19 protein-coding genes and 1 tRNA gene are annotated in these 24,896 nt (G+C 64.4%); 13 read left to right on the top strand and 7 right to left on the bottom strand.

The features are described from left to right. Positions 1-159: 159 nt before the first annotated feature. From ACUJ46_RS07665 to ACUJ46_RS07640, 6 genes are all read left to right on the top strand, one after another. Positions 160-2,667 carry a TonB-dependent receptor gene (locus tag ACUJ46_RS07665; protein ID WP_445389873.1) on the top strand — a complete coding sequence of 836 codons (2,508 nt, stop codon included), beginning with the start codon at positions 160-162 and terminating at the stop codon, positions 2,665-2,667. Positions 2,668-2,742: 75 nt separating this feature from the next. Beyond that, entirely contained in the window at positions 2,743-4,038 is a 1,296-nt protein-coding gene (locus ACUJ46_RS07660; RefSeq protein ID WP_445389872.1) for an MFS transporter, read from the top strand. Between the two features lie 24 nt (positions 4,039-4,062). Next, the gene (locus ACUJ46_RS07655) at positions 4,063-5,613 is read left to right on the top strand and encodes an FAD-binding oxidoreductase (protein ID WP_445389871.1); all 1,551 of its coding nucleotides are present in this window, start codon (positions 4,063-4,065) and stop codon (positions 5,611-5,613) included. 11 nt (positions 5,614-5,624) lie between these two features. Continuing rightward, positions 5,625-6,830, top strand: a complete 1,206-nt coding sequence (locus ACUJ46_RS07650) for a nitrilase-related carbon-nitrogen hydrolase (RefSeq protein ID WP_445389870.1) — start codon at positions 5,625-5,627, stop codon at positions 6,828-6,830. Beyond that, positions 6,827-8,041, top strand: coding sequence for a class I SAM-dependent methyltransferase (locus tag ACUJ46_RS07645; RefSeq protein WP_445389869.1), 1,215 nt, complete (start codon positions 6,827-6,829; stop codon positions 8,039-8,041). The genes ACUJ46_RS07650 and ACUJ46_RS07645 overlap by 4 nt, the downstream gene beginning before the upstream one ends. Next, a complete protein-coding gene (locus tag ACUJ46_RS07640) occupies positions 8,038-8,400 on the top strand; it encodes a hypothetical protein (RefSeq protein ID WP_445389868.1) in 363 nt (120 codons plus the stop codon). The genes ACUJ46_RS07645 and ACUJ46_RS07640 overlap by 4 nt, the downstream gene beginning before the upstream one ends. Before the next feature lie 552 nt (positions 8,401-8,952). Here ACUJ46_RS07640 and ACUJ46_RS07635 read toward each other — a convergent pair. Continuing rightward, positions 8,953-9,040, bottom strand: a tRNA-Ser gene (locus ACUJ46_RS07635). Positions 9,041-9,166: 126 nt separating this feature from the next. On the opposite strand from ACUJ46_RS07635, the gene ACUJ46_RS07630 reads away from it, so the two are divergent. From ACUJ46_RS07630 to tmk, 3 genes are all read left to right on the top strand, one after another. Next, a complete protein-coding gene (locus tag ACUJ46_RS07630; RefSeq protein ID WP_445389867.1) occupies positions 9,167-10,222 on the top strand; it encodes a lytic murein transglycosylase in 1,056 nt (351 codons plus the stop codon). Between the two features lie 98 nt (positions 10,223-10,320). Next, positions 10,321-11,214, top strand: a complete 894-nt coding sequence (locus tag ACUJ46_RS07625; RefSeq protein ID WP_445389866.1) for a septal ring lytic transglycosylase RlpA family protein — start codon at positions 10,321-10,323, stop codon at positions 11,212-11,214. Then, positions 11,214-11,846, top strand: a complete 633-nt coding sequence (gene tmk / locus ACUJ46_RS07620) for a dTMP kinase (RefSeq protein WP_445390146.1) — start codon at positions 11,214-11,216, stop codon at positions 11,844-11,846. Before ACUJ46_RS07625 ends, tmk begins: the two co-directional genes overlap by 1 nt. On the opposite strand, the gene ACUJ46_RS07615 is transcribed toward tmk, so the two are convergent. Next, complete coding sequence (locus tag ACUJ46_RS07615; protein ID WP_445389865.1) at positions 11,821-12,600, bottom strand: sterol desaturase family protein; 780 nt, start codon at positions 12,598-12,600, stop codon at positions 11,821-11,823. The genes tmk and ACUJ46_RS07615 overlap by 26 nt on opposite strands. Before the next feature lie 46 nt (positions 12,601-12,646). Between ACUJ46_RS07615 and crtY the strand changes: the two genes are divergently transcribed. From crtY to ACUJ46_RS07600, 3 genes are read left to right on the top strand one after another with little or no spacing between them, the layout of a single operon-like run. Next, positions 12,647-13,816, top strand: coding sequence for a lycopene beta-cyclase CrtY (gene crtY / locus ACUJ46_RS07610; protein WP_445389864.1), 1,170 nt, complete (start codon positions 12,647-12,649; stop codon positions 13,814-13,816). Between the two features lie 6 nt (positions 13,817-13,822). Then, on the top strand, positions 13,823-15,358 hold the full coding sequence (locus ACUJ46_RS07605; protein ID WP_445389863.1) for a phytoene desaturase: 1,536 nt from the start codon (positions 13,823-13,825) through the stop codon (positions 15,356-15,358). Further along, positions 15,355-16,308 carry a phytoene/squalene synthase family protein gene (locus tag ACUJ46_RS07600; RefSeq protein ID WP_445389862.1) on the top strand — a complete coding sequence of 318 codons (954 nt, stop codon included), beginning with the start codon at positions 15,355-15,357 and terminating at the stop codon, positions 16,306-16,308. The genes ACUJ46_RS07605 and ACUJ46_RS07600 overlap by 4 nt, the downstream gene beginning before the upstream one ends. A 41-nt stretch (positions 16,309-16,349) precedes the next feature. On the opposite strand, the gene ACUJ46_RS07595 is transcribed toward ACUJ46_RS07600, so the two are convergent. Then, positions 16,350-16,895 (bottom strand): sterol desaturase family protein, encoded by a 546-nt coding sequence (locus ACUJ46_RS07595; RefSeq protein WP_445389861.1) that lies wholly within the window; start codon positions 16,893-16,895, stop codon positions 16,350-16,352. A gap of 131 nt (positions 16,896-17,026) precedes the next feature. Here ACUJ46_RS07595 and uvrB point away from each other — a divergent pair, with 131 nt between their 5' ends. Continuing rightward, positions 17,027-19,207 carry an excinuclease ABC subunit UvrB gene (gene uvrB, locus ACUJ46_RS07590; RefSeq protein ID WP_445389860.1) on the top strand — a complete coding sequence of 727 codons (2,181 nt, stop codon included), beginning with the start codon at positions 17,027-17,029 and terminating at the stop codon, positions 19,205-19,207. On the opposite strand, the gene ACUJ46_RS07585 is transcribed toward uvrB, so the two are convergent. The 4 genes from ACUJ46_RS07585 to parC form a co-directional block, all read right to left on the bottom strand. After that, on the bottom strand, positions 19,208-20,560 hold the full coding sequence (locus ACUJ46_RS07585; protein WP_445389859.1) for an amidohydrolase family protein: 1,353 nt from the start codon (positions 20,558-20,560) through the stop codon (positions 19,208-19,210). A 103-nt stretch (positions 20,561-20,663) separates the two neighbouring features. Continuing rightward, positions 20,664-21,659 (bottom strand): alpha/beta hydrolase, encoded by a 996-nt coding sequence (locus ACUJ46_RS07580; protein WP_445389858.1) that lies wholly within the window; start codon positions 21,657-21,659, stop codon positions 20,664-20,666. 70 nt (positions 21,660-21,729) lie between these two features. Then, positions 21,730-22,521, bottom strand: coding sequence for a hypothetical protein (locus tag ACUJ46_RS07575; protein ID WP_445389857.1), 792 nt, complete (start codon positions 22,519-22,521; stop codon positions 21,730-21,732). Positions 22,522-22,566: 45 nt separating this feature from the next. Continuing rightward, on the bottom strand, positions 22,567-24,810 hold the full coding sequence (gene parC / locus ACUJ46_RS07570; RefSeq protein ID WP_445389856.1) for a DNA topoisomerase IV subunit A: 2,244 nt from the start codon (positions 24,808-24,810) through the stop codon (positions 22,567-22,569). Positions 24,811-24,896: the final 86 nt, after the last annotated feature.

Raw genomic sequence — 24,896 nt, 5'->3', positions numbered from 1 at the left:
GATCACTCCTCCATCCCGTATCGGGCCGGTCGAATCCGCGCCCGTGTCATATTTTCGTCTTGCATAAAGAATGTGGCCATGCAAATTGTCCGGACAAATTAAAAAAAGAGGCTGTCCTCAGGAGCGGGAAAGGCAGTTGCTATGCAAAGGGGAACGGGAATGAAAAAAGGGATTTTGTGCTCTGCGGCCATCGTGGCGCTGGCAGCGGGACTGCCTGCCCAGGCGGCACTTGCCGGGCAGGATGCATCCGCGCAGGCCGAATCGGATGAAGGCGGCCTTGGCGTTATCCTTGTGACGGCCCAGCGCCGGCAGGAAAGCGTGCAGGATGTCCCGATTGCCATCAGCGCGTTTGACTCGGCCGAGCTTTCAAGCCGGGGCGTCAGCAGCGCGCTCGATGTAACCCAGTATGTTCCGAACCTGGTGGGTATGAACAACACCGGTCTTGGTTCGGCAAACTCCTATTATCTGCGCGGCCTCGGCAGCACGGAATCCTTCCCGACATTCGACCCGCCGGTTGGAACATATGTCGACGACATCTATCTTTCGCGGCAGAATGCCAACAACCTTTCCCTGTTCGACGTTGACCGGGTGGAAGTGCTGCGCGGGCCGCAGGGCACGCTCTTCGGTCGCAACACGACGGGCGGCGCGGTGGCTGTCTTCCTGAAGGATCCGGGCGATGTCTTTGGCGGCTATGCCGAGGCAGGCTACGGCTCCTATGGTCTCTGGACCCTGCGCGGCTCGATCGACGCGCCGCTTGCCGACAGTTTCTCGGTCAAGCTTTCCGGTTATGTCCAGGATAGCGACGGATATGCCCGCAACACCGTGACCGGTGAGCGTCACAATGAGCAGGATGGCTGGGGTGCGCGCATCGGCCTGAGCGGCACGCTGAGCGACAGCATCAGCTGGCGCGGTTCATACATCCACACGCTTGCCGAGGGCGCCAATCTCGTTAATTTCGATTGCGACCCGGCAAACCCGTCCAATTGCGACGGTCGGTTCATCACGACTGGCATGACACGCGACGGCGACTTCGGCGGCCGCATCACCGGCGAGAAGGATGGCTATGGCCTCGGCGTGCGGACAACCATGGATTTCCTGTCTTCGAACCTGCAGATCGATGGCGAGGATGTCAGCGTCAACATCATCACCGGCTATGTCTACACGACGCAGGATTTCGCACTCGACTTCGCGGATGGTCGGGCGCTTCCCAGTATCAATAACCCCTTTCCTCCCGTAGCCGGCTATACGCTGGGCGGGTTCACCGTCGCCAATGAGGGTGAATATTCCCAGTTTTCGCAGGAGGTGAAGGTCAGCGCGTCGCTGCTGGACGGCTTTGCCGACGTGGTCGGTGGCGTCTATTATTTCGAAGAGGATAATTTCAGCGATTTCGCCGATGTCTTCTCTATCTCATCGCCTGCAACGCCGCCGCCGCTTGGGCTGCCACTGATCCTTGGCGATCGCACGATCACCAACTCGACCCGCGCATGGGCAGGCTATCTGCAAGGCGATTTCAACCTGACCGAAAGGCTGAAGGTCACGGCTGGCATTCGCTACACGGATGAAACCAAGCGCATGTCGGTGCGTGATAACCGGGCATCATGCAACGATGGAACGCTTGAGGCGACTTGCCTTGACAACGCCAACATGTTCGTGCCGTCGAGCGCGATCGTGCCAGGCGGGCGGGCCATCCCGCGCAAGCAGAACGTCAAGATCTGGACGCCCCGCTTCGCCGTCAACTACCAGGCTTCGGATGACATCCTGCTGTTCGCTTCGGCGACCAAGGGCTTCAAATCGGGCGGGTGGAACGCCCGCGGCCTCAGCCCGAGCGAACTTCTGCCCTTCGACGCCGAAAAGGCCTGGAGCTACGAAGGTGGCTTCAAGTCCGAAATGTTCGGCCGCAAGCTTCGGGTGAACATGTCGGCCTATTGGCTCGATGTGTCTGGCCTGCAGACACCTTCGGGCTTCGTTCGCCCCAATGGCGCCATCGGTTTCGTGACCCGCAACTTCGCAGATTACGAGAACAAGGGCATCGAACTGGAAATCAGCGCGGCGCCTGTTTCGGGCCTCAACCTGTTTGCTGCCTTCGGCTACCAGGATGACAAGTACAAGATCTCCGACGATGGAGCCGATTTCGACATCTACGGTGTCCAATCGGTTGCGGCGCAGCTTGAAAACTGCCGGGCGCAACTGGCAGCAGGCCTCGTGCCGGGGGGTGACGCTACCGCCTGCGCCCAGGGGATTGTCGGGGCTGATGGCACGCTTACGTCTCCCGTGCGTACTCCGAAGTTCACGCTTGCCTTCGGCGGAAGCTACACGGCGGAGCTGGGTAGCGGTCTCAGCCTGACACCATCCGTGAATGCAAGCTGGCGGGACGAGAGCCATGTCGGCACCAACAACCTTACTTTCTATGATGACCCGGTAACCAGCTCGAGCGGCACCGTTTATCAGAACAATATCGTGGGCAACGGGGCGCGCCTTGCAGGCTCGCTCAGCCCGGCGCGCTGGCTGGTGAACGGCACACTCACCCTCAAGAGCGAGGATGGCTGGTCCATCTCGGCTGAGTGCCGTAACTGTTTCGATCAGGAAGCGGTCGAGTCCACTCTTGCCAATGTCGAGTATCTGAACGCGCCGCGTACCTGGATGGTGCGGGGACGGTTCGACTTCTGATCCGATGGGCGCGGGCCGGGGCAAAAGGCGCACCGGCCCGCGCCAGGAATGCACTAAGGGACAGGTGAGGCCGGAATGACAGCTAGCGCAAACGCCGGAGGCAAAGGCCGGGGTGAATTCTCGGCCGGATGGAAGGTTCTTCTGGCGGGCGTACTCGGTGTCACCTGCGGGGCATCCCCCATTCCCTTCAACCTGATCGGCTTCACCGTCGAGCCATTGACTGCCGAATTTGGCTGGTCCCGCACGGAAATCATCCTGCCCGCCACGATCTACGGCCTCATCGCCTCTTTCATGGCGCCGGTCTTCGGCTGGCTGGCAGACCGCTACGGAGTCCGGCCTGTCGCGCTCTGGTCCCTGCTGGCCTTCGGCGTCTCGCTGGCCGCTGTCGCGCTCACGCCATTCGAGAATACGCGCGCCACCCTTTATTTCTATTATGCCCTCTGGGTCGTTATCGGGGTCGTTGGAATCGGCTCGACGCCTGTCACCTGGAGCCGGGCGGTCAATCTCTGGTTCTACAGGCATCGGGGCCTTGCGCTCGGCATTCTTCTGATGGGCACCAGTCTTGCCGCACTCTTCGTGCCGCGCATCGCCGTGTGGGCCATTGACGTGCATGGCTGGCGCATGATGTTCGCCTTCATGGCGCTTCTGCCGCTTTCCGTGGCATTGCCGTTTGCGTGGGTCTTCTTCCGCGAACCGCGCCCTGAGGAAAGGCCGCGCGCCATCGAAAGCGCCGACGGCCGGCTTACCGGCCTGACGCTTGGCCAGACCCTCGTCAATTACCGTTTCTACGTGATGTGGGTATCCATCGCGATCGTGGCCGGCTGCTATTCCGGCGCCTTCATCAACATGCCGGCAATTCTCTCTGACAAGGGTATCGGCGCCTCCGCCGCCGCGAGTGTCATGGGAGTTCTGGGCATCGGCATCTTTGCTGGCCGCGTGATCACCGGCGCGCTGCTCGACCGCTTCTGGCAGGGTTTCGTTGCCTTCCCGCTTCTGTGCCTGCCTGCCATAACCTGTGTCATCCTGCTTGCGCCGGATGTCTCCTTCGCCATGGCCGCTGCCGGCGCCTTTTTCCTCGGCTTTGCCGCCGGCGCCGAAAGCGACCTGATCGCCTATCTTGCAGGGCGCTATTTCGGCATGGCGCACTATGGGAAGATCTATGGCATGCTCTACATGCCTTTCGGCATTGCCTCGGCGCTGTCGTCGATCATCTATGCCTATGTGCGCGACGTGACCGGAAGTTACGACCTCATCCTCACGATCGCGATCTTCGGCTTCGTTGTCGGAGGCGCGCTACTGCTGCTGCTGGGCAGATACCCTGCGCATTTCGAGGCCGATGAGCCAGCCGATATGCTGCTGCAAAAGGCCTGACCCGAAAAACATGAAAGGACTGTCATGGCAACGCTTGCCGAAACCAGCCTGATCGAGGCGCTTGGCGCCGGAGGCGCCGAAGTGCTGACCGACAAGGCTTCTCTCGATTTCTATGCCCACGACATCTACTCGCGTGGCGCGGACCTTGCAGCCGTTGTGCGCCCGCATGACACGCAAGCCCTGGCGGCAGCAGTGCGCGTCGCCACGGATCGTGGCCACATGGTGATCCCGCGTGGCGGCGGGATGAGCTATACGGGTGGTTACACCGCACCGGCGCCCGGTGCTGTGCTGATCGATACGGCAGCCATGAACCGCGTGCTCGACATCAACGAGACCGACATGACCGTGACGGTCGAACCTGGATGCACCTGGGCAAAGCTATACGAGACACTGCAGCCGCGCGGCCTGAGGACGCCTTTCTGGGGCTCGCTTTCCGGGCTGCACGCCACAGTTGGCGGTGGCATGAGCCAGAATGCCATATTCTGGGGCACGGGCCGCCATGGAACGGCAGCGCTCAGCTGTGTCTCGCTCGACGTGGTGCTCGCCGATGGCAGCATCATGAAGACGGGCAGTCGTCATGCCCGGCCCTATGGACCCGATCTGACAGGCCTTTTCCTGTGCGATACCGGGGCACTCGGGGTGAAGGCCACCATCACGCTGCGCCTTGTTCCGGAAGCGCGTGCCCATGGCTACGCCAGCTTCACCTTTGAAACCCACGCCCAGGTCATCGAGGCCATGAGCGCCATCGAGCGTGCCGGCATTGCCACGGAATGTTTCGGCTTTGATCCGCGCCTCAATGCCATACGCATGCAGCGCGACAGCCTCGCCAGCGATGCCAGGCAACTGGTGGGCATGATGAAGAAGCAGGGTTCGGTGCTGAAGGCCCTGAAGGAAGGCGCCAGGGTCGTCGCGGCCGGGCGTAACTTCCTGAAGGATGCGCAATTCTCCATGCACGTCATGGCGGAAGCACGGGAGCAACATACAGCCGACGCAGACATCGCCACCGCCCGTGCGATCGTCGCCAGGGCGGGCGGCAAGGAAGTCGAGAACACGATTCCCAAGATCGTGCGCGCCAATCCGTTTGGTCCGCTCAACTCGATGGTTGGCCCACAGGGCGAGCGCTGGGCGCCAATCCATGGCCTGCTGCCACACAGCAGGGCCAAGGCCTTCTATGATGCGGTCGAGGCGCTTTTCGCAGACAATGCGGAGCGAATGGAAAGGCTCGGCATTCATCCCGGAACCCTGGTTGCCATGGTTGGCGGGGCGGGAATCGTGATCGAGCCCTGCCTCTACTGGCCCGACACACGCAACCCGCTGATCGACGCAACCGTCGAGGCCGCCCATCTTTCCAAGTTGCCGGACCATCCGCACGACCCCGAGATCTGGGAAACGGTGCAGGACCTGAAGCAGGCCATCGTCGACCTGTTGTTCGAGCATGGCGCCACCCATTTCCAGATCGCGCGCACCTATCGCTATCGCGACAGCCTTGATCCGGCAGCGGACGCCCTTCTTGTCAGCCTGAAGAAGGCGGTTGATCCGCGCGGGCTGATGAACCCGGGCGCTCTGGGTCTCTAGAGGACAGGCCAATGGTCAGCCGCAGGCATCTTCTGGCATCGGCGGTCATTTCCGCCGGCATCGGCCTGGCCGGCCGGCCAGGCGAACTGCTGGCGGCTTCGGCGGGCATGGATGATGAAGGACAGAAGACAATGAACGCGAATGCCGGGGGCGAAACGCAGGCGGCCATGATCAAGCCCTATTCAGCCGTGGCCATGCAGCTTGCCGCGCAGTCCGTAGAGAAGTCGCCGGACCGCGCGTCGGCACGGCGGCAGATGGCGGCGATGATCGAAACGCTGGAGCCCAAGATCCGCTCCTCGGCAATCTTCATTGCCCAATATGGCGGCAGCCCCGTCAGGCTTGCGGTGCTGCCGGAATATCTCCTCACCAGCTACCCCGGGCGCATTTCCATTCCCGATTTCGCCGAGAAGGCGGCGCTGGAGATCGACGGACCGGAATATGAGGCCCTGGGCGCCATGGCCCAGCGTCTCGGCATGTTCATCGCCGGAAACGCCTATGAGGCCGATCCGCACTTTCCGAAGCTCTATTTCCAGACCTGCTTCATCATTTCCCCCGCGGGCGAGGTGGTGCTTCGGTATCGCCGCCTGAACTCCATGTTCGCGCCGACGCCGCATGATGTCTGGTCGAAATATCTCGACATCTATGGCCTCGATGGCGTGTTCCCCGTGGCCAGGACGGAAATCGGCAATCTGGCGGCGATCGCCTCGGAAGAGATACTTTACCCCGAGATTGCACGCGCGCTTGCGCTGCGGGGCGCAGAGGTCTTCGCGCACAGCTCTTCCGAGATCGGCTCGCCCATCGATACCCCGAAGGATATTGCAAAGCGCGCCCGTGCCCAGGAAAATCTGGCGTATGTCGTCTCGGCCAACACCGCAGGGATAGATTTTTCGGCCATGCCTTTCGCCTCGGCTGACGGCAATTCGATGGTTGTCGACTATAAGGGCAGGGTGATCGCGGAATCCGGCACAGGCGAGACCTTCACCGCCTTTGCCGACATCGACATCGCCGGTCTTCGCGCCCATCGTCGCAAGCCGTCGATGACGAATTTCCTGGCCCGGCAGCGGCTGGAGCTTTTTGCCGCCACCTATGCCGGCCAGTCGCCGCAGCCGGCCAATTCCTTGATGAAGGGCAATGACATTGTCGTGCCGGACCGCGACATGTTTCTGAGAGTGCAGGAGCAGACCATAGAACGCATGGTGAAGGAAGGCCTGATATGAGCAACAAGCGTCCCGACATGGTGCCGCCCTATCGCGCTGTCACGCGGCACGAGATGATGCCGGTGGCCAGCCACGACGAGGCGGCCCGCTTCGACTTTCTGGCGCATTTCAACAAGGTGCTTTCCGGCAATCTTGGGCCGGGCAACAGGATGGCGTATGAGGGCCGTGTGTTGCCGGCCTTCCGCGCGACCCACGGTCGCGACCCGAAGGACCGGTTCGAGATCCGCAACGCGATGAACCGGGATCCCTTCCATCAGCTCTGGTCGGCCTCGCGGCGCAACTCCATGGAAATGCGCCAGCAGAACGGGCGGGCGATGGTGCTGCGCCAGCTCGACGAACTTGACGCAAAGGCGCGCCGGCTGAACGAGGGCAAGGCGACGCTGCAACTCGATCCCTCTGTCGAGGTGCCGCATTATCAGTCGGCTGTGGACATTCATTGCATGCCCGGCAGCTACCATGGCGAGGAGCGCCCGGGCGATGTGTCGGCAGGCGCCAATTACGATGCCGGCCTTTTCGCCACCACGGGCGGCGCACTGGGCGGGCTTTCCGATGGCGGCGGCCAGGCGATCGCGCAGTGGGTGCAGAAGAATTATCCGGGCTGGAAGCCGCGCCGGATGCTCGATCTCGGCTCAACCATCGGCCACAATGTCGTGCCGCTGGCGCTGGCCTTCCCCGAGACCGAATTCTTCGCCATCGACACGGCAGCGGCCTCGCTGCGCTATGGCCATGCCCGCGCGCAGGCGCTGGGCGCCACGAACATCACCTTCATCCAGATGAACGCCGAAGATCTTTCCCGCTGGGATGACGGCTATTTCGACTGGGTGCAGACCACGATGTTCCTGCACGAACTGAGCGGCAAGGCGCTGCCGAAGATCATCCGGGAAGGGTATCGGGTGCTTGGCGAGCATGGCCTGATGCTGCATCTCGAGCAGCCGCAGTACAGCGATGACATGCCGCTCTATGAGCAGTTCATCCGCGACTGGGATGCCTTCAACAACAATGAGCCCTTCTGGTCAGCCATGCATGCGCTGGACCTGAAACAGCAAATGATCGAGGCCGGCTTCAAGGCGGAAGAGTTGTTCGTCACCGGCGTGAAGGCGGTGGTGGATCGCTCCATCTTTCCGGAGGCGCCCACCGACGAAACCGAAGATCACGGCCGCGCGGCAGCCTGGCACGCCTATGGCGCATGGAAGGGAGTCGAACCCAAGTGACGGAGCGCGAAATCGACTGGATGGCGCTGGCCAACCGCAAGCCCAAGGGCAAACGCCCCTCCTTCTTCGACGAGCCGGAAGACGATGTCTTCTATTCCGTGCTGCTGGCCCTCGTGGGGGAGGTATCGGTCATGCGCCACCGTCTCGATACGGTGGAGCGGCTGCTGGAACGCAAGGGCACGATCACCCGCGCCGACATCGAGGCCTTCGTGCCTGATACGGTCGATGCGGCCGAGCGCAGCGACATGACGCGCGAATATATCCTGCGCATCATGCGCGGTCCGATGCAGGCGGTGGAAGCCATGGCCGAGAACGAACCCCCGGTCGAACAGGTCTGCGAGGAACTGCTGAACAGCTGAGGTGAATCCTGAGTGCCGCTGGTTTCATGATGGCCTAAGGTGAAGCCGGTTCGGCGGGCTGCCTTGGCGTGGCGATGGCTGCAGGGGACATCGCCTCATCATCCGGCATTCGCATATGGCAGGTGCCGGAATTTGGTGCTGGACAACGCTCCGCCCCGCCACGCGTGATCAGGCGGAGCGGCTGGCAACCGCTACCTGCGCTTTAGCCAGCCGTTCTGGTCCGAGGCTATTCGCTCCTAGAGGCTGCGGGCGCTCACGCCTCACCTCTGTTTGGGCAGGGCGCTTTCGTGATCTCCGACAAAAACAGAGTTAGTCGTGCCGGCGCGCCAAGCATATGCAATCCTTATGGGCGGGTCGGCTCAACCGGCACGACGTAAGTCCACCCTTACAGGCTCCCGAGGATTCAGAGGCGGCGGCCTCCTGCACGGTCTCGTCTCGTCGGGCGTTGCTGATAGCGGCTTTACCCTCAATTCGCAGGACTGCTTCCTTGGAAGTCCTGGTTTCTCCAAGCTGCCAGCACGCCCTTCAAAATAAATAGAGCTTTGTTTTTATTGGCGGAAGGGGTGGGATTCGAACCCACGGATGCTTGCACATCGGCGGTTTTCAAGACCGCTGCAATCGACCACTCTGCCACCCTTCCGCGCGGCTGGCGTGCCATGTCGCGCCTCCCTATCCGGCGGAGCGGCTGCTTGCAATGCGGTGGGCCGGGGGTGAGGGCGGGCGAAAGGGGATTCACGCGGGAGTCCGCCTGTGGCACTGTTGGAAAATGCCTTTTCTGATGCATCTTGCCCGCCTTGCCGCACCGCTTTCGCTGCTGTCCGTCCTTGCCTTGTCCGCGCCGGCCGGGGCCGATGTCACGCAGCCGGAAGCGGCTTTTCCGGTCTGGCTCGAAAACTACAAGGCTGCCGCCGTTTCGCGCGGGCTGGACCCGGCCTGGCTCGATGCGACGCTGGAGGGCGCGCGCTATGTGCCGCGCGTGGTGGAGCTTGACCGGTTCCAGCCCGATGACAGTGGCCGCCGCAATGTCTTTGCCGATTACCTCCAGCGCCAGCTGACCCCGCAGCGCATCGCCGACGGGCGCGAACGCGCGCCGCTTCATGCCGATGCGCTTGCCCGGATTTCGGCCGATACAGGCGTGCCCGCGCCAGTGATCCTGGCCATCTGGGGCATGGAAACCAGCTATGGCCGCGTGATGGGGGGCTTTGACCTGCCATCGGCCATTGCGACGCTTGCCTTCGATGGCCGGCGCGAAGCCCTGTTCACCCGCGAGCTGGATGCGTTGGTCCGCATCGTGGGTGAGGGGCGGGCGGCGCGGTCGCAGCTGACCGGCAGCTGGGCGGGCGCTTTCGGCCAGTCCCAGTTCCTGCCCAGTTCCTATCTGGCGCTGGCGCGTGATGGCGATGGCGACGGGCGTGTCGATCTGTGGAATTCCACGCCCGATGCCTTTGCCTCCATCGCCCATTATCTGAAGGAAAATGGCTGGGCGCCCGGTGTTGGCTGGGGCTTTCGCGTTGGTGTGCCGCGGGATTTCGACCGCGCATCGGTCGTCAATCCGGAGCCACCGAAAAGCTGCATCCGCCCGCTGGAACGGCACAGCCGCTGGATGACGGCGGTCGAATGGCGTGCGCTTGGCTTCCGGCCGCTGAACGCCCTGTGGCCGGCAGACACGGTGGAAATGACGCTGGTGGAGCCTGACGGGCCGGGCGAGGGTGCATTCCTGACAACCCGCAGCTATCGGGCGCTGATGGCCTATAATTGTTCCAACTTCTATGCCCTGTCCGTCGGCCTGCTGGCCAATGCCCTGGAGCCTGCGACGAAATGATCGCCTGCGACGAAATGTTGGCCTGCACCAAAACGCACAGACGGCATCGGCAGGATCGAGGCCTGGCGGGCAGGCTTGCGCTTCCGCTGGCGCTGGGCATGGCGCTTGTTGTTTCAGCCTGTGCTTCCGGGCCGAAAAAGGCGCCGGCAGCCAGTTCCGCCACAAAGGCCCCGGTGGCGCCCCCGGGCGTCAAGATCGGCAAGCCCTATGCCGTTTTCGGCAAGACCTATGTGCCGGGCGACGACCGCGCCTATGACGAGGTGGGGATCGCCAGCTGGTATGGCCCGACCTTTCATGCCAAGCCCACCGCCAATGGCGAGACCTACAATCAGGATGATGTGACCGCCGCGCACAAGACGCTGCCGATGCCGAGCTGGGTCGAGGTCCATAATCTCGACAATGGCCGCAAGCTGACTGTCAGGATCAATGATCGCGGGCCGTTCGTCGATGGCCGCATCATTGACCTGTCGCGCCGTTCGGCCCAGCTTCTGGGGGTGGACAGGCCAGGCCTTGCCCGCGTGCGGGTGCGACGCGTCTTTCCCGAAGGGGACTGGGCGCGCGTGACACCGCCCATGCTGCCCGGCCAGCGCCCCGCGCAGGTGCAGGTGGCATCCACCGCGCCGGCCAACCGCGCTGCCGCGCCCGCCGCCACTGCCGCAACGCAGCCAGCCGGCGTGCCGATTCAGGCCGGTGGTGTGCCGGCATCGCTTGCCATGGCGGCGGCTCTGCCCGCGCCGGCCATTGCGCCGGCGCCGAGCAGGGCGGAAAACCCGGTCGCGGGCAGCTTCATCCAGGTGGCGGCCCTGTCCGACGAGGGGCGGGCGCGGGCGCTGGCATCGGTGCTTTCGGATTACGGTCCTTCGGCGGCCGTGCCCGCGCCTGGTGGCCTGTGGCGCGTGCGCATCGGGCCGGTGCCGGCGGACCGTTTCGATGCGCTGTTGTGGGAAGTGCGCGCTGCTGGCTACGCCGATGCGCGGCCGGCCCGGTGGTGATAGCGGCGGCACGGGGCCGTTTCATCGCCTTCGAGGGCGGCGAGGGGGCCGGCAAATCCACGCAGATCCGGCGGCTGGCCGAACGGCTGCGCGCGCACGGTGAAGATGTGGTGGAAACCCGCGAGCCGGGCGGCACGCCGGGCGCCGAGGAAATCCGCCAGCTGTTCGTGACTGGCGAGGCCGGGCGCTGGGTGGCCGAGACGGATGCCCTGCTGGTCAGCGCGGCGCGCGCCGACCATGTGGCGCGCCTGATCCGCCCGGCGCTGGAGGCGGGGCGCACGGTGCTGTGCGACCGCTTCGTGCATTCGACGCTTGCCTATCAGGGCCACGGCAAGGGCCTGCCGATGGACGTGCTGCACGCGATCCATGACTTCGCCACCGGCGGCCTGTGGCCCGATGCCGTGCTCTGGCTAGACCTGCCGGTGGAAGAGGGGCTGGCCCGCTCCACCCGGCGGCTGGCGACGGGGGGCGTCGCCGAACAGCGGTTCGAGCAGCTTGATCTGGCCTATCACCAGCGCGTGCGCGAAGGTTTTGCGGCGCTGGCGGCGGCGGACCGGCGCTTTCACCGCATCGATGCCAGCCGCCCGGTCGAGGCGGTGGAAGAGGCTATCGCTGCCGCTCTCGCGGTCTGAGCAGTTCGTCGCTCAGGCCCTTGTCGGTTCCGCACAGACGGTCCCAGAAGCGGAAATAGAGGCCGTAGTTCGACAGATACTGGCTGTGGTGCAGATGATGGTGCGAGGCCGAGATGATGTGTCGCCCGAACCATCCCTCGACCCAGCGGCGCGGGAAGATTTCCCACCCCATGTGGTTGGTGACGCCGAAGAAGGTCATCACCAGCAGCACCAGCATCAGCCCGCCCGCATGGATGGGAATGAGGAAGGCCAGCGCCGGCACCAGCCAGGCGGCCGACAGCGACTCCCAGGGGTGGAAGGCCATGGCGGCCCAGGCCGTGGGCGGGCGGCTTTCATGGTGCACGGCGTGGGCCTTGCGGAACAGCCAGGGCCAGTGGTGCATGGCGCGGTGGGTCCAGTAGAACCAGGCATCATGGATGAAGAGATAGAGGAAGACCGAAACCGGCATCCACCAGAGCGGCATGGCGTGCGGATCGATGTAGATGCGTGTCATGCCGTGGTTCAGCCACAGATGGGCGGTGACGCCCGCCGGCACGCCATAGAAAAGCGCCGCCGTGATCGACCAGCCGATTTCCCGCCGCACCTGCCGGGAAAGCCGGGCGGCCTTTTTCGGATCGGACGGCGCATAGACTTCGGGGCGGATGCGGCGTGCCGCCCATGCAAACAGGCCGGAGGTGGCGAAATAGCGTGCGATGACGATCAGGCACATGCCCGCGACGGAAATGGCAAGGGCAGGGGACGCGAGCGCAAGCATGCGTTTCACCTAGCCGGCGACCGCGCTTCGGGCTAGAGGCGTTGGCGTGGCAAGCGCGCGCAGGTCATCTCCGCATTTCGATATCCTGCTGGCTGGCGGGGGCCTTTCCGCCGGCCTCGTGGCGCTGGCCCTTGCCCGCCACCGGCCCGATGTTTCGGTGGCGATAGTGGAGGAGGGGCCATCCTTCGGGGGCAACCACACATGGTCGAGCTTTGAAAGCGACCAGTCTGCGGAAGGGCAGGCGCTGGCGGAGCGGGTCGTTGCGCACCGCTGGCGCGGCTATGAGGTGCGCTTTCCCGGGCATCGCCGCCATGTCGATGCCGTCTATCAATCCGCCACATCCGAACGGCTGAATGCGGCCATGCGGGAAATCCTGCCGGCCGGGGCATGTTTCACTGGCTGCCGTGTTGCGGAAATGGCGCCCGATGGCATCGTTCTGCAAGATGGGCGGCGGCTTTCGGCCGGCGCTGTCCTGGATGCCCGCGGCCAGCGGGCGACTGGTGCGCTCGACCTCGGGTTCCAGAAGTTTGTCGGGCTTGAACTGGAGCTTGAGGCGCCGCACGGGCTTTCCGGCCCCGTCATCATGGACGCGACCGTCGATCAGGAGGATGGCTACCGCTTCCTTTATACCCTGCCGTTCAGCCCCACCACGGCCCTTGTCGAGGACACCTATTATGCCGATGGCCCGGTGCTCGATCGTGCGGCCGTGGCCGACAGGGTGCATGCCTATGCCCGGGCGCAGGGCTGGCGCGTGAAGCGCATCATACGCGACGAGGACGGCGTGCTGCCGATCGCCATCGGCGGCGATATCCGCGCGCATCTTGGCCATGCGCCCGATGGCATCGCGCCCATCGGCATGGCGGCGGCGCTTTTCCACCCTGTCACGGGCTACAGCTTCCCCGATGCGGTGCGCCTGGCGCTGAAGGTTGCAGCACTGCCCGATCTTTCGGGCGCGGCAATCGACCGCGCAGTGCGCGCCCATGCCATAAAGACCTGGGAAGACCGGGGTTTCTACAGGCTTCTCAATACCATGCTGTTCCGCGCCGCGGCCCCGCACGAGCGGCGGCAGGTGCTGGAACGTTTTTACCGGCTGGATGCGCGCCTTGTCGCGCGCTTCTATGCTGGCCATAGCAACTGGAAAGACAAGGCACGCATCCTGATGGGCAAGCCGCCCATTCCCGTCCACCGGGCGGTGCGGGCCATCATGAAGGGCTGACAGGCGATGGAGCGAACGGCAGCAGTGATCGGGTCGGGCTTTGGCGGGCTGGCGCTTGCCATCCGCCTGCAATCGGCCGGTATCCGCACAACCCTGATCGAGGCGCGCGACAAGCCCGGCGGGCGTGCCTATGTCTATGAGGATCAGGGTTTCGTCTTCGACGCGGGGCCGACCGTGATTACGGACCCGAGCTGCCTTGAAGAGCTTTTCGCCCTGTCTGGCCGGGACATCGCCGATTATGTCGACCTGATGCCGGTCTCGCCCTTCTACCGGCTGATGTGGGAAAGCGGGAACAGCTTCGACTATTCGAACGACGAGCCGGAGCTTCTGCGCCAGATCGCCGCCAAGAACCCCAGGGATGTGGCGGGCTATCAGCGCTTCATGGAATTCTCGGACAATGTTTTCCGTGAAGGCTATCAGAAGCTTGGCCATGAAGCGTTTCTCGATTTCCGCTCCATGCTCGAAGCCGCGCCCAGCCTGATGCGCTACCAGGCCTATCGGTCTGTCTATTCGATGGTGTCGAGCTTCATCGAGGACCCTGAACTCCGCGAGGCGTTCAGCTTCCACACGCTGCTGGTGGGCGGCAACCCGTTCAAGACATCCTCCATCTATGCCCTGATCCACGCGCTGGAGAAGAAATGGGGCGTCTGGTTCCCGCGCGGTGGCACCCATGCGCTGGTCAGGGGCTTGCTGAAGCTTTTCACCGATCTTGGCGGCGAAGTGCGCATGGGCCAGAAGGTGGCGCGGATCGAGGCCGCCGCCGGCCATGTGATGGGCGTGACGCTGGCCGACGGCACGGAACTGAAATTAGATACCGTCGCGTCCAACGGCGATGTCGTCCACACCTACAAGGATCTGCTGGGCCATCATCCGCGCGGGTCGAAGATGTCGAAGTCGATGCAGCGGCGCAGCTTCTCGCCCTCGCTTTTCGTCACCTATTTCGGCCTCAAGGCGCCGCAGCCGCAGGTGGCCCACCACACCATCCTGTTCGGCCCGCGCTACCGCGAGCTGCTGGACGACATCTACAGCAACGGCGTTCTGGCCGAGGACTTCTCGCTCTATCTCCACCATCCGACCGCGAGCGACCCGTCGATGGCGCCCGATGGCTGCTCGGCCTTCTATGTGCTTTCCCCGGTGCCGCATCTGGGCAAGTTCCCGGCCGACTGGGATTCGGTCGCACCAGCCTATGCCGACCGCATCCTCGCCTATCTCGAGCGGCGGCTGATCCCGGGCCTGCGCGACAATCTCGTCACTATGCGGACTTTTACGCCCGAGAATTTCCGCACCGAGCTGAACGCCCATCTGGGCAGCGCCTTCAGCCTGGAGCCGGTGCTGTGGCAATCGGCCTATTTCCGCACCCATAACCGGGACGATGTGCTGAAGAATCTCTATTTCGTGGGCGCCGGCACCCATCCGGGGGCCGGGATTCCAGGGGTCGTCGGGTCTGCAAAGGCAACCGCCAAGCTCATGCTTTCGGACCTTGGCGCCGAATATCCGCAGGCGGGCAGCAATGGCGGGCCGTCCCTGCAGGCAGCGGAATGACTGAGGACAATGTCCTGTCCGCGGCCCAGGAGGCCATTGCAAAGGGGTCAAGAAGCTTCGCGCTTGCCAGCCGCCTGTTCGACGGTCCCACGCGTGACCGTGCGACCCTGCTCTATGCCTGGTGCCGCCATTGCGACGATGTGATCGACGGCCAGTATCTGGGGGAGGGCAGCCATGACTGGGCCGGCGCATGGGGTGGCACCCCGCATCAGCGCCTGGACCGGCTGCGCGACCTGACCGACAAGGCGCTGGCTGGCGCGCCGACTGGCGAGCCCGCCTTCGATGCGCTCGCCCGGGTCGCCCGCGAGACGGAGATGCCCGCCCGCTATCCGCATGACCTGCTGGAAGGCTTCCGCATGGACGTGGACTGGAAGCCGGTGCGCGACATCGACCACCTGCTGACCTATTGCTACCATGTTGCCGGCTGCGTGGGCGTGATGATGGCGATTGTCATGGGGGTGTCGCCAGACGATCATGCGACGCTGTCGCGCGCCTCCGATCTCGGCCTCAGCTTCCAGCTGAACAATATCGCCCGCGATGTTGCGGAAGATGCCGGGCGCGGCCGCTGCTATCTGCCCGCGGACTGGCTGGCGGAGGAAGGGCTGACCGCCGGAACCCACGACCGCCCCGAAAACCGTGCCGCCCTGCATCGCGTTGTGACGCGCCTCGTTGATCTTGCCGAGCGATACGAGGCATCTGCCGCCCATGGCGTGCCGGCGCTGCGCAACCGGCAGGCTTGGGCGGTGCTGTCTGCTGCACACATCTATGGCGACATCGGCCGCAAGGTGCGGGATGCCGGCCCGCTCGCGCTTGAAGGCCGTGCCTACACCCGCCGCCGCGACAAGCTGATCGCGGTGGCCCTTGCCGCGCCCGAGGCGCTGTGGAAGCGCAACATCGGCGTTTCGACCTCCGCCGACCGCAGCGGCCTGTGGACTCCGGACTTCAGCTGACCCGCAAGGCCTCTTCCGCAAACTGCTTCGCAGGCCTGATTTCAGTCGATGCCGCCTGCCATGTTCCGGCCCACGGGGTTTTCGCGCACAACAGCCTTGCCCGTGCGGGCATTCTCGGCAAGCTGCCGCTTGAGCGCCTGTATGGGGGGCGCCCAGATGAAGCCGAAGGAAACCGTGCCGTCGCGGCTTTCCACCACATGGTGCAGACGGTGCGCCTGCACGATGCGCTTCATGTAGGCTGAGCGCGGCACATAGCCGGTTTCGATGCGGCGGTGGACGATGATGTCATGGAAGCCGAAATAGATGGCGCCATAGGCGGTGATGCCGCCGGCCAGCCAGACATAGAAGCTGCCCCAGTTTTCCTGCACGCCCAGCCAGAACAGGCTGATGGCAACCGCCGCCCCCATCACGCCATACCAGTCGTTCGCTTCGAAGAAGCCCTGACGTGCCGTATGATGGGATTTGTGCAGGAACCAGCCCGGCCCGTGCATCACATATTTGTGGCCCAGAATCGCCACCACCTCCATGCCCAGCACGGTGGCGACGAAAAGCAGGATGCCCAGATACCAGGGAATGTCGAACGGCATGAGGCTGCTTTAGCCCCCCGTCGCGCCCCGGAACAGGCCTGATTTTGTCGCGCTGGCCCATGCTGCGGCCCATTGGCTGTCGATCACCGCGCCCCTCGCCATCCTGCTCCGCCATCACTAGATAGCAATCCATGGGCATCGTCATCCGCACCTCGCTCGACGAGATACCTCTTCCCGATGGTTTCGTCCCCAACCGGCCCCAGCGGCCGGAAAAGTCCGAAGGCGGGAAGCGTTTCATTCTGAAGAGCGACTATGAGCCGGCTGGCGACCAGCCAGCCGCCATTGCCGAACTCGTGAAGCAGGCCCGCGCCGGAGAGCGCGACCAGGTTCTTCTGGGCGTTACCGGCTCAGGCAAGACCTTCACCATGGCGAAGGTGGTGGAAGAACTGCAACGCCCGACACTCGTGCTTGCCCCCAACAAGATCCTTGCCGCCCAGCTCTATGGCGAGTTCAAGAGCTTCTTTCCCGACAATGCTGTCGAATATTTCGTAAGCTATTACGATTATTACCAGCCGGAGGCCTATGTGCCCCGGACCGACACCTATATCGAGAAGGAAAGCTCGATCAACGAGGCGATCGACCGGATGCGCCATTCGGCCACGCGCGCCCTGCTGGAACGCGACGACGTGCTCATCGTGGCCTCCGTATCCTGCCTTTACGGCATTGGCTCGGTCGAGACCTATTCGGCCATGACCTTCAGCCTGAAGAAGGGCGACAGTCACGACCCGCGCGAAATCTTGCGGAAGCTCGTCGCCCTTCAATACAAGCGCAATGAAATGAACTTCGTGCGCGGCAGCTTCCGCATGAAGGGCGACACGCTGGAAATCTTCCCCAGCCACTATGAAGACATGGCCTGGCGCATCTCCTTCTTCGGAGAGGAGATAGAGGCCATCACCGAGTTCGACCCGCTGACAGGCAACCGCATCGCCAGCCTGGACAGTGTGAAAATCTACGCCAACAGCCATTATGTAACCCCCGGCCCGACCCTGAAGCAGGCAACCGAAGCCATACGCCATGAACTGGCCGAGCGGCTGAAGGAGCTGGAAGCCGAAGGCAAGCTGCTGGAATTGCAGCGCCTTGAGCAGCGCACTAACTTCGACCTGGAGATGATCGCCGCCACGGGAAGCTGTGCCGGGATTGAGAATTACAGCCGCTTCCTGACTGGCCGCCTGCCTGGAGAGCCGCCGCCGACATTGTTCGAATATCTGCCGGAAAATGCGCTGCTGTTCGTGGATGAAAGCCATGTGACCGTGCCGCAGGTGGGGGGCATGGCCCGGGGAGACCGTGTGCGGAAGGTCACGCTTGCCGAATATGGCTTCCGCCTGCCCAGCTGTGTCGACAACCGGCCGCTGAAGTTCGAGGAATGGGATCTGATGCGGCCGCAGACCGTTTGCGTATCGGCCACGCCCGGCCGGTGGGAGATGGAGCAGACCGGCGGCGTATTCGTGGAGCAGGTGATCCGTCCGACCGGGCTTGTCGACCCGCCGGTCGATATCCGCCCTGTCGAGGACCAGGTGGATGATCTGATCGCCGAGGCAAAGGCAACGGCCGCCAAGGGCTATCGCACGCTTGTCACCACGCTCACCAAGAAGATGGCCGAGGACCTGACCGAGTTCCTGCACGAGGCCGGCCTCAAGGTGCGCTACATGCATTCCGACGTGGAGACGCTCGAACGCATCGAGCTGATCCGCGACCTGCGCATGGGGGTCTATGATGTCCTTGTGGGAATCAACCTGCTGCGCGAGGGCCTCGACATCCCCGAGTGCGGCCTTGTCTGCATTCTCGATGCCGACAAGGAGGGCTTCCTGCGTTCGGAAACCTCACTCATCCAGACCATCGGCCGGGCGGCGCGAAATGCCGAGGGGCGCGTGATCCTCTATGCCGACCACCGCACCGGCAGCATGGAGCGCGCGCTGGCCGAAACCGGGCGCCGCCGCGAAAAGCAGGTCGCCTGGAACATGGCGCATGGCGTCACCCCGACGACTGTCAGGAAGGCGATTGCCGATGTTGTTGGCCATGTGGCGGCGAAGGACCATCTGACCGTCGAAATCGACGAGGACACGCCGCATCTCGTCGGCCACAATCTGAAGGCCTATATCGCCGAGCTGGAAAAGAAGATGCAGAAGGCAGCGGCGGACCTCGAGTTCGAGGAAGCCGCCCGCCTGCGGGACGAGATACGGCGGCTGGAAGCCGACGAACTGGGAATCCCGACCGGGCAGGCCGCCCCCGTGCGGGGCAGGGCGGATGCCGGCCGGCCCGGCACCCGCACCAACAAATGGGGAAAGATGCGGGCCAGGGGCGGCAAGCGCTGATCAGCGCGGCGATGCCGCCAGCGCCTCACCCTTCACAATGTTTCCGCCCTTCATGATGACGAGGAAGGCCTTCCCGGGCTGCGCCACCAGAGAGAGGTCCGCGATCGGGTCGCCATCGACGAGGATGAGGTCAGCGAGCGCGCCTGTCTTCACCACGCCGAGGTCGCCCGGATAGGGGTTGCGCGGGCCTGAAAGTGCCAGAAGGCGCGCATTGTCGTGCGTTACCATCTTCAGCGTTTCAGCCGGCGTGAACCACTGGGTCAGCTTCAGGATATAGCTGTTCTGGTTGGCGTTCATCTCGGGGTGGAAAAGGAAATCCGTGCCCCAGGCCAGTTTCACGCCATGTTTTTTGGCCAGCGCCCAGGCCTGGTCGGAGCCTTTGCGCACTTCCATCTTCTTGGCCAGCCGCTCCGGCGGGTCGTTCGCTGGCGGCGCCGCCAGGTTCTGCAGCGACAGCCAGACACCGCGTTCGGCCATCAGGCGGATCGTTTCCTCATCCAGAAGCTGTCCATGCTCGACGGATTTCACGCCGGCTTCCACGGCCCGGCGTACGGCGCGCGGCGTGTAGGCGTGCACCGTGACATAGGTGCCCCAGTCCTCGGCGGCGGCGACGGCCGCGGAAAGCTCTTCGGGCAGATATTGGGTCACGTCGATGGGATCATAGGCGGAGGATGATCCGCCGCCCGCCATCAGCTTGATCTGGCTGGCGCCGAAGCGCAGATTCTCGCGCGTGGCCGTCAGCACTTCGTCACGCCCGTCGGCGATGAAGGTGGCGCCCAGCTGTTCCGCGCGCGAGGGCTTGCCGAAGAAACGGCGGGATTGTTCGTGCGGGTGGCGGAAATCGCCATGTCCCGAGGTCTGGCTGATGGTCGCGCCCGAGGGCCAGACGCGTGGCCCCCTGTAGCGCCCGCTGTCGATCCCGGCCTTCAGCCCGAAGATGGGGCCGCCCATGTCGCGCACGCTGGTGAAGCCGCGCAGCAGCATGCGCTCGGCCTCCGCCGCGGCTGCCGCCTCGGCTTTGGCGGGCGTGAGGTCCGGCGACATCAGATCGGCTTCGGAGAGCGCCGAAAAGGTCAGGTGGACATGCACGTCAATCAGGCCGGGCATCAGGGTGCGGCCCTGCCCCTCGATCACGCGGGCGCCACTGGCGTCCATGGCGCCGCCGATGGCGGCGATCCTGCCATCACGCACAAGGACATCGGTGGGCGAGGACAGGCGCGCGCTGACTCCGTCAAAGACGCGGACCTGCCGGAACAGGGTTGCTTCCGCGCCCTCTGCCGATTCAGCGGCCTGGGTTGCCGGCGCCGCCACCAGCGACGCAATCAGCGCCCACATAAGCCTGTTGCCTGTCATCCGTATCCCCCTGTTTGCGCACGGCCCTTCCTTGAGGGCCTGTTTACATAGTCTGGCACCGCCAAAGACTGATGGGAAGCCATGTGGCATCGTATCTGCCGGTTCAATCCTGCCCGGGCAGATCGGCAACCGCTTCTGTTGCTTCCTCATGCGCATCCTTCGGCGCCCAGGGCACGCGGCAGTGCTGCACGGGCTTTCCGGCTGCATCAAGGCAGGGCTGGTGCGGCACTTTGCCCGTGCCGGGAAGCGCCCATTCAAGCCCCGCGCGGATGGCCGGCACATAGACGGAGCCATGATCCTCGCCGGGGAATATGCGTGTCTCCAGCTTCAGCGAAGGATAGCCGCGTGCACGCAGGTTACGCGCCAGTTCCTCCATGTCTTCCACCATGGCGTGGCGTGCGCTGGCATGCGGTTCGGTATCCGGGTCGGGCACGGTTTCCTCGCCGCCGATCATGAACAGCACTTCGGCCGGCAGGTCCTTGTGGCGAAGGGCGTAGCCGCGTTCGCGCGCGATCATCAGCCGCCTGCCATACCAGAGCGATGGGCTGATGAGGATGTAGCGGGAAAACAGGCGCGGTTCGCTCAGCAGCACATGGGCGCCGAACAGGCCGCCATAGCTGTGCCCGGCATAGATGCGCCGTGCCGGATCGATGCGGTAGCGCGCTTCCAGGAAGGGCAAGACCTCGTCGCGCAGGTGGCGCATGTAGCCATCCGCCTCGCCATAGCGGACAGGGCGGCCCGGCATGTCGGAGCGGGCGTCGATGTCGCCATGAGGGCTGGGCGTATAATCGCGCCGGCGGCTGTATTGCCGGCTATCGCCCGCGGCATCCCCAAGGCCGACGATGATGGCATCCTCCAGCCCGCGCCCGCCAGCCCTGAGCCGCAGATGCATGGCGCGAATGAGGGCGAAGCTGGTCGGTGCGTCTGTCGTGAAGAGCACGGGGTAACGGCGTTCGGCACTGGCATCATAGCCGGGGGGAAGCGCCACCATCAGCGTGTAATCACGCTGCAGGGCGGCTGCCCTGATCGCGTGCACCTCGGTTCCCGGCAGGCTGTAGGGCGGCGCTGGATCCACAGGCGACTGAGCGGCTACCGCCATCGTGGGAAGCAGGAGGGCCAGATACAGCCAAAGGTGGTTCAGCAAGATTTTCAACGATGCCTGCACTGATTCAGAAACGCAGGCCCACACCGATGGCAGGCCCGTGCAGGCTGGTATCGAAGCTGTAGCCGCTGTCGCTGCGGTAGCTGGTGTTGAGGTAGCGATAACCGGCGAGAAGGCTGGTGCCGGGGGTGACGGCGACCCCGAGCGACAGCATGGCATCGGAACTGAAGCCGGAGCCGCCGCCGCCGAACATGGCCATCGCATTGAGGCTGAACCCGGAGCTTAGCCGGACACTGGCCTTGGCGCCTGCCATGGCATCAGCCCAGGTGGCGCTTTCCTTGCCGCTGTAGGTGGCGGGAATGCCCGGCGGCAACGGCGCGCCGGCTGGCAGATTCCAGGAAAGCCGGCTTTCGACCGACCAGAGCCGAACGCCGGCCAGCAGGTCGAGCGAGCCGCGGCCCTGATCCACCACCCGGTGCTGGATGGCCGCAAGGCCGGTGAAGGTGCGCGCACCGGCATCGACAGGCAGGCCTATGACAGGAAGCCGCCCTTCATCGGACAGGCTGACGTAGAGCGCATCGAGCAGGATGCCCGTGCGGCCGCGCCGTGCCTCGAAGGCAAGCATGCCGCCGACATCGAGGCGCTCGAAGATATCGCGGAAGCCAAGCCCGGCTTCCACGCCGCGCGGCAAAGCCCGGTGGGAGAGGCTGCCTTCGGCGCCCGCTGCCCAGACATAAGGCACCAGATTGAACGACCATTCGTCCTTGCCGGTTTCGTCGGCCCCGGCGAGCGCCGGCGACGTCGCCATGCCCATGGCGAGCAGTGTCACGGCCCCCGGGCGACGTGATTTCCAGATCATGCTTGCCCCCTCCTTGCCACTGCCTGCCTATTCATTGGCATTGCATCATGACGGGCGCTGGAACCTGTTGTCCTTCGGAAAGCCCTGCGGTGCGAGGCGACCGGCGCCGGCGCGCCAGCCACGCCATGGCGTGAGGTCGCTTTCGGTGCGGACCCTGCCGCTGTCGCCGCCCAGTTTCCAGCTCAGCCCATCCTCCATCCTGAGGGTGATGACATCGGACAGGGCGCCGTCCTTGTATTTCTGCAGCGCAACCCCCTGACCGCGCGCCATGACCGGAAGGCCATCGATCGGGAAGACCAGAAGCTTCCGGTTCTCGCCGATGATGGCGACATGGTCATGCCCTTCGCCCACCGGGTGAACGATGGCGAGGCGCGCGTCGCCCTTCAGGTTCATCACCTGCCGGCCCTTGCGCGTCTCGGCCTGCAGCGCCTCGGCTTCGGCCAGGAAGCCGCGCCCGTCGCTTGCTGCCAGCAACAGCTTCTGGCCTGCCTTCACCGGGAAGGCCGCCACCACTTCCTCGCCGGCCGGGAAATCGACCATCAGCGACAGAGGTTCGCCAAAGCCGCGCCCACCGGGCAGTTCATGGGCCGAAACCGTGAAGAAGCGCCCGCCGGACGCCGCTACGAGGATTCGGTCCACCGTCTCGGCGTGAAAGGCGAGCGCCAGCCCGTCGCCTTCCTTGAACTTCAGCCCGTCAAGGGCGCCAAGATCGGCGTGGGCCTTCTGCGCGCGGATCCAGTTGCGCTGCGACAGGATCACCGTCAGCGGCTCGCGCTCGATCATCGCCTCGCGGCTGATCTGGATGCTTGAGGGCGCCTCGCCGAAATCGGTGCGGCGGCGGCCGAGCTCGGTGCCGCCGCCATAATCCTTCATCAGGGCTGCAAGCTGCTTCTTCAGGGCCGTCTTCTGCCGGGCGGGCGATCCGACCAGGGCGTCGAGCTGGGCCTGTTCTTCCAGCAGCCGCTCCTGCTCGCGGCGAAGCTCCATCTCCTCCAGCTTGCGCAGGCTTCTCAGCCGCATGTTGAGGATGGCTTCGGCCTGCCGGTCGTTCAGCTCGAAGCGCGCCATCAGCACGGGCTTCGGCTCGTCCTCCTCGCGGATGATGCGGATCACCTCGTCGAGGTTGAGATAGGCGATGATATAGCCTGTCAGCAGGTCCAGCCGGCCGGCGATCTCGGCAAGGCGGTGCCGGCTCGCCCTGACAAGCACATCCTGCCGGTGGTCGAGCCATGCCGTCAGCAGCGCCCTGAGGCCGAGGACGCGGGGCGTGCGGTCGGGCATCAGCACGTTCAGGTTGATGGAGATCCGGGTTTCCAGATCCGTCATCCGGAACAGGCTCTCCATCAGCAATTGCGGGTCGACATTGCGCGAGCGCGGTTCCAGCACCAGCCGGATCTGCGCGTCGCTTTCGTCGCGGACATCCTCGAGGATGGGCAGTTTCCTGTCCGCGATGAGGCCGGCGATCTGCTCGATCAGGCGGGATTTCTGCACCCCCCAGGGAATTTCGCTGATCACGATCGACCAGGTGCCGCGGCCCAGTTCCTCCTGTTCCCAGCGGGCGCGCAGGCGGACGGCGCCGCGGCCCGTGGCATAGGCTTCCATCAGGCTGTCGCGCGGCTCGACAATGAGGCCACCAGTAGGGAAATCGGGGCCGGGCATGCGGGCCATGAGGTCCACGAGGCTGGTGGCCGGGTCATCGATGAGCAGCGTGGCTGCTGCTGCGATTTCCGCGACATTGTGCGGCGGAATGGATGTGGCCATGCCGACGGCGATTCCGGTCGCCCCGTTGGCGAGCAGGTTGGGGAAGGCCGCCGGCAGGACTTCCGGTTCTTCCTCCTCGCCATTGTAGGTGGGGCGGAAGCCGACGGTCTCGTCGTCCACCCCTTCCATCAGCAGTATGGCCGCTTTCGTCAGCTTCGCTTCGGTGTAGCGCATCGCGGCGGCGTTATCGCCGTCGATGTTGCCGAAATTTCCCTGCCCTTCGACCAGCGGATAGCGCAGCGAGAAATCCTGCGCGAGGCGCACCAGCGCATCATAGACCGCCGTGTCGCCATGCGGGTGGTATTTGCCGATCACGTCACCCACCACCCGGGCGCATTTCTTGGGCGCCGAGGCGGGATCAAGCTTCAGAAGGCGCATCGCCCACAGAAGGCGGCGATGCACCGGTTTCAGCCCGTCGCGCACGTCTGGCAGCGAGCGGGCGGTGATCGTGCTCAGGGCATAGACGAGATAGCGTTCGGACAGGGCGGATTCAAAGGGTGCCTCGATGATTCCGGTCTCGTCGCTCATGGCTCTGGCTTTAGATGCTGCATCGCCCTCTGCCAACCGTTCTTGCGATGTTCCTGCCCTGTTTTGGCTTCGGTTTCCGGCCCGGC

Source organism: Sandaracinobacteroides sp. A072, assembly GCF_052616365.1.
The sequence above is the reverse complement of the archived record's forward strand: the minus strand, read 5'-3'. Positions and strand labels throughout refer to the sequence as shown.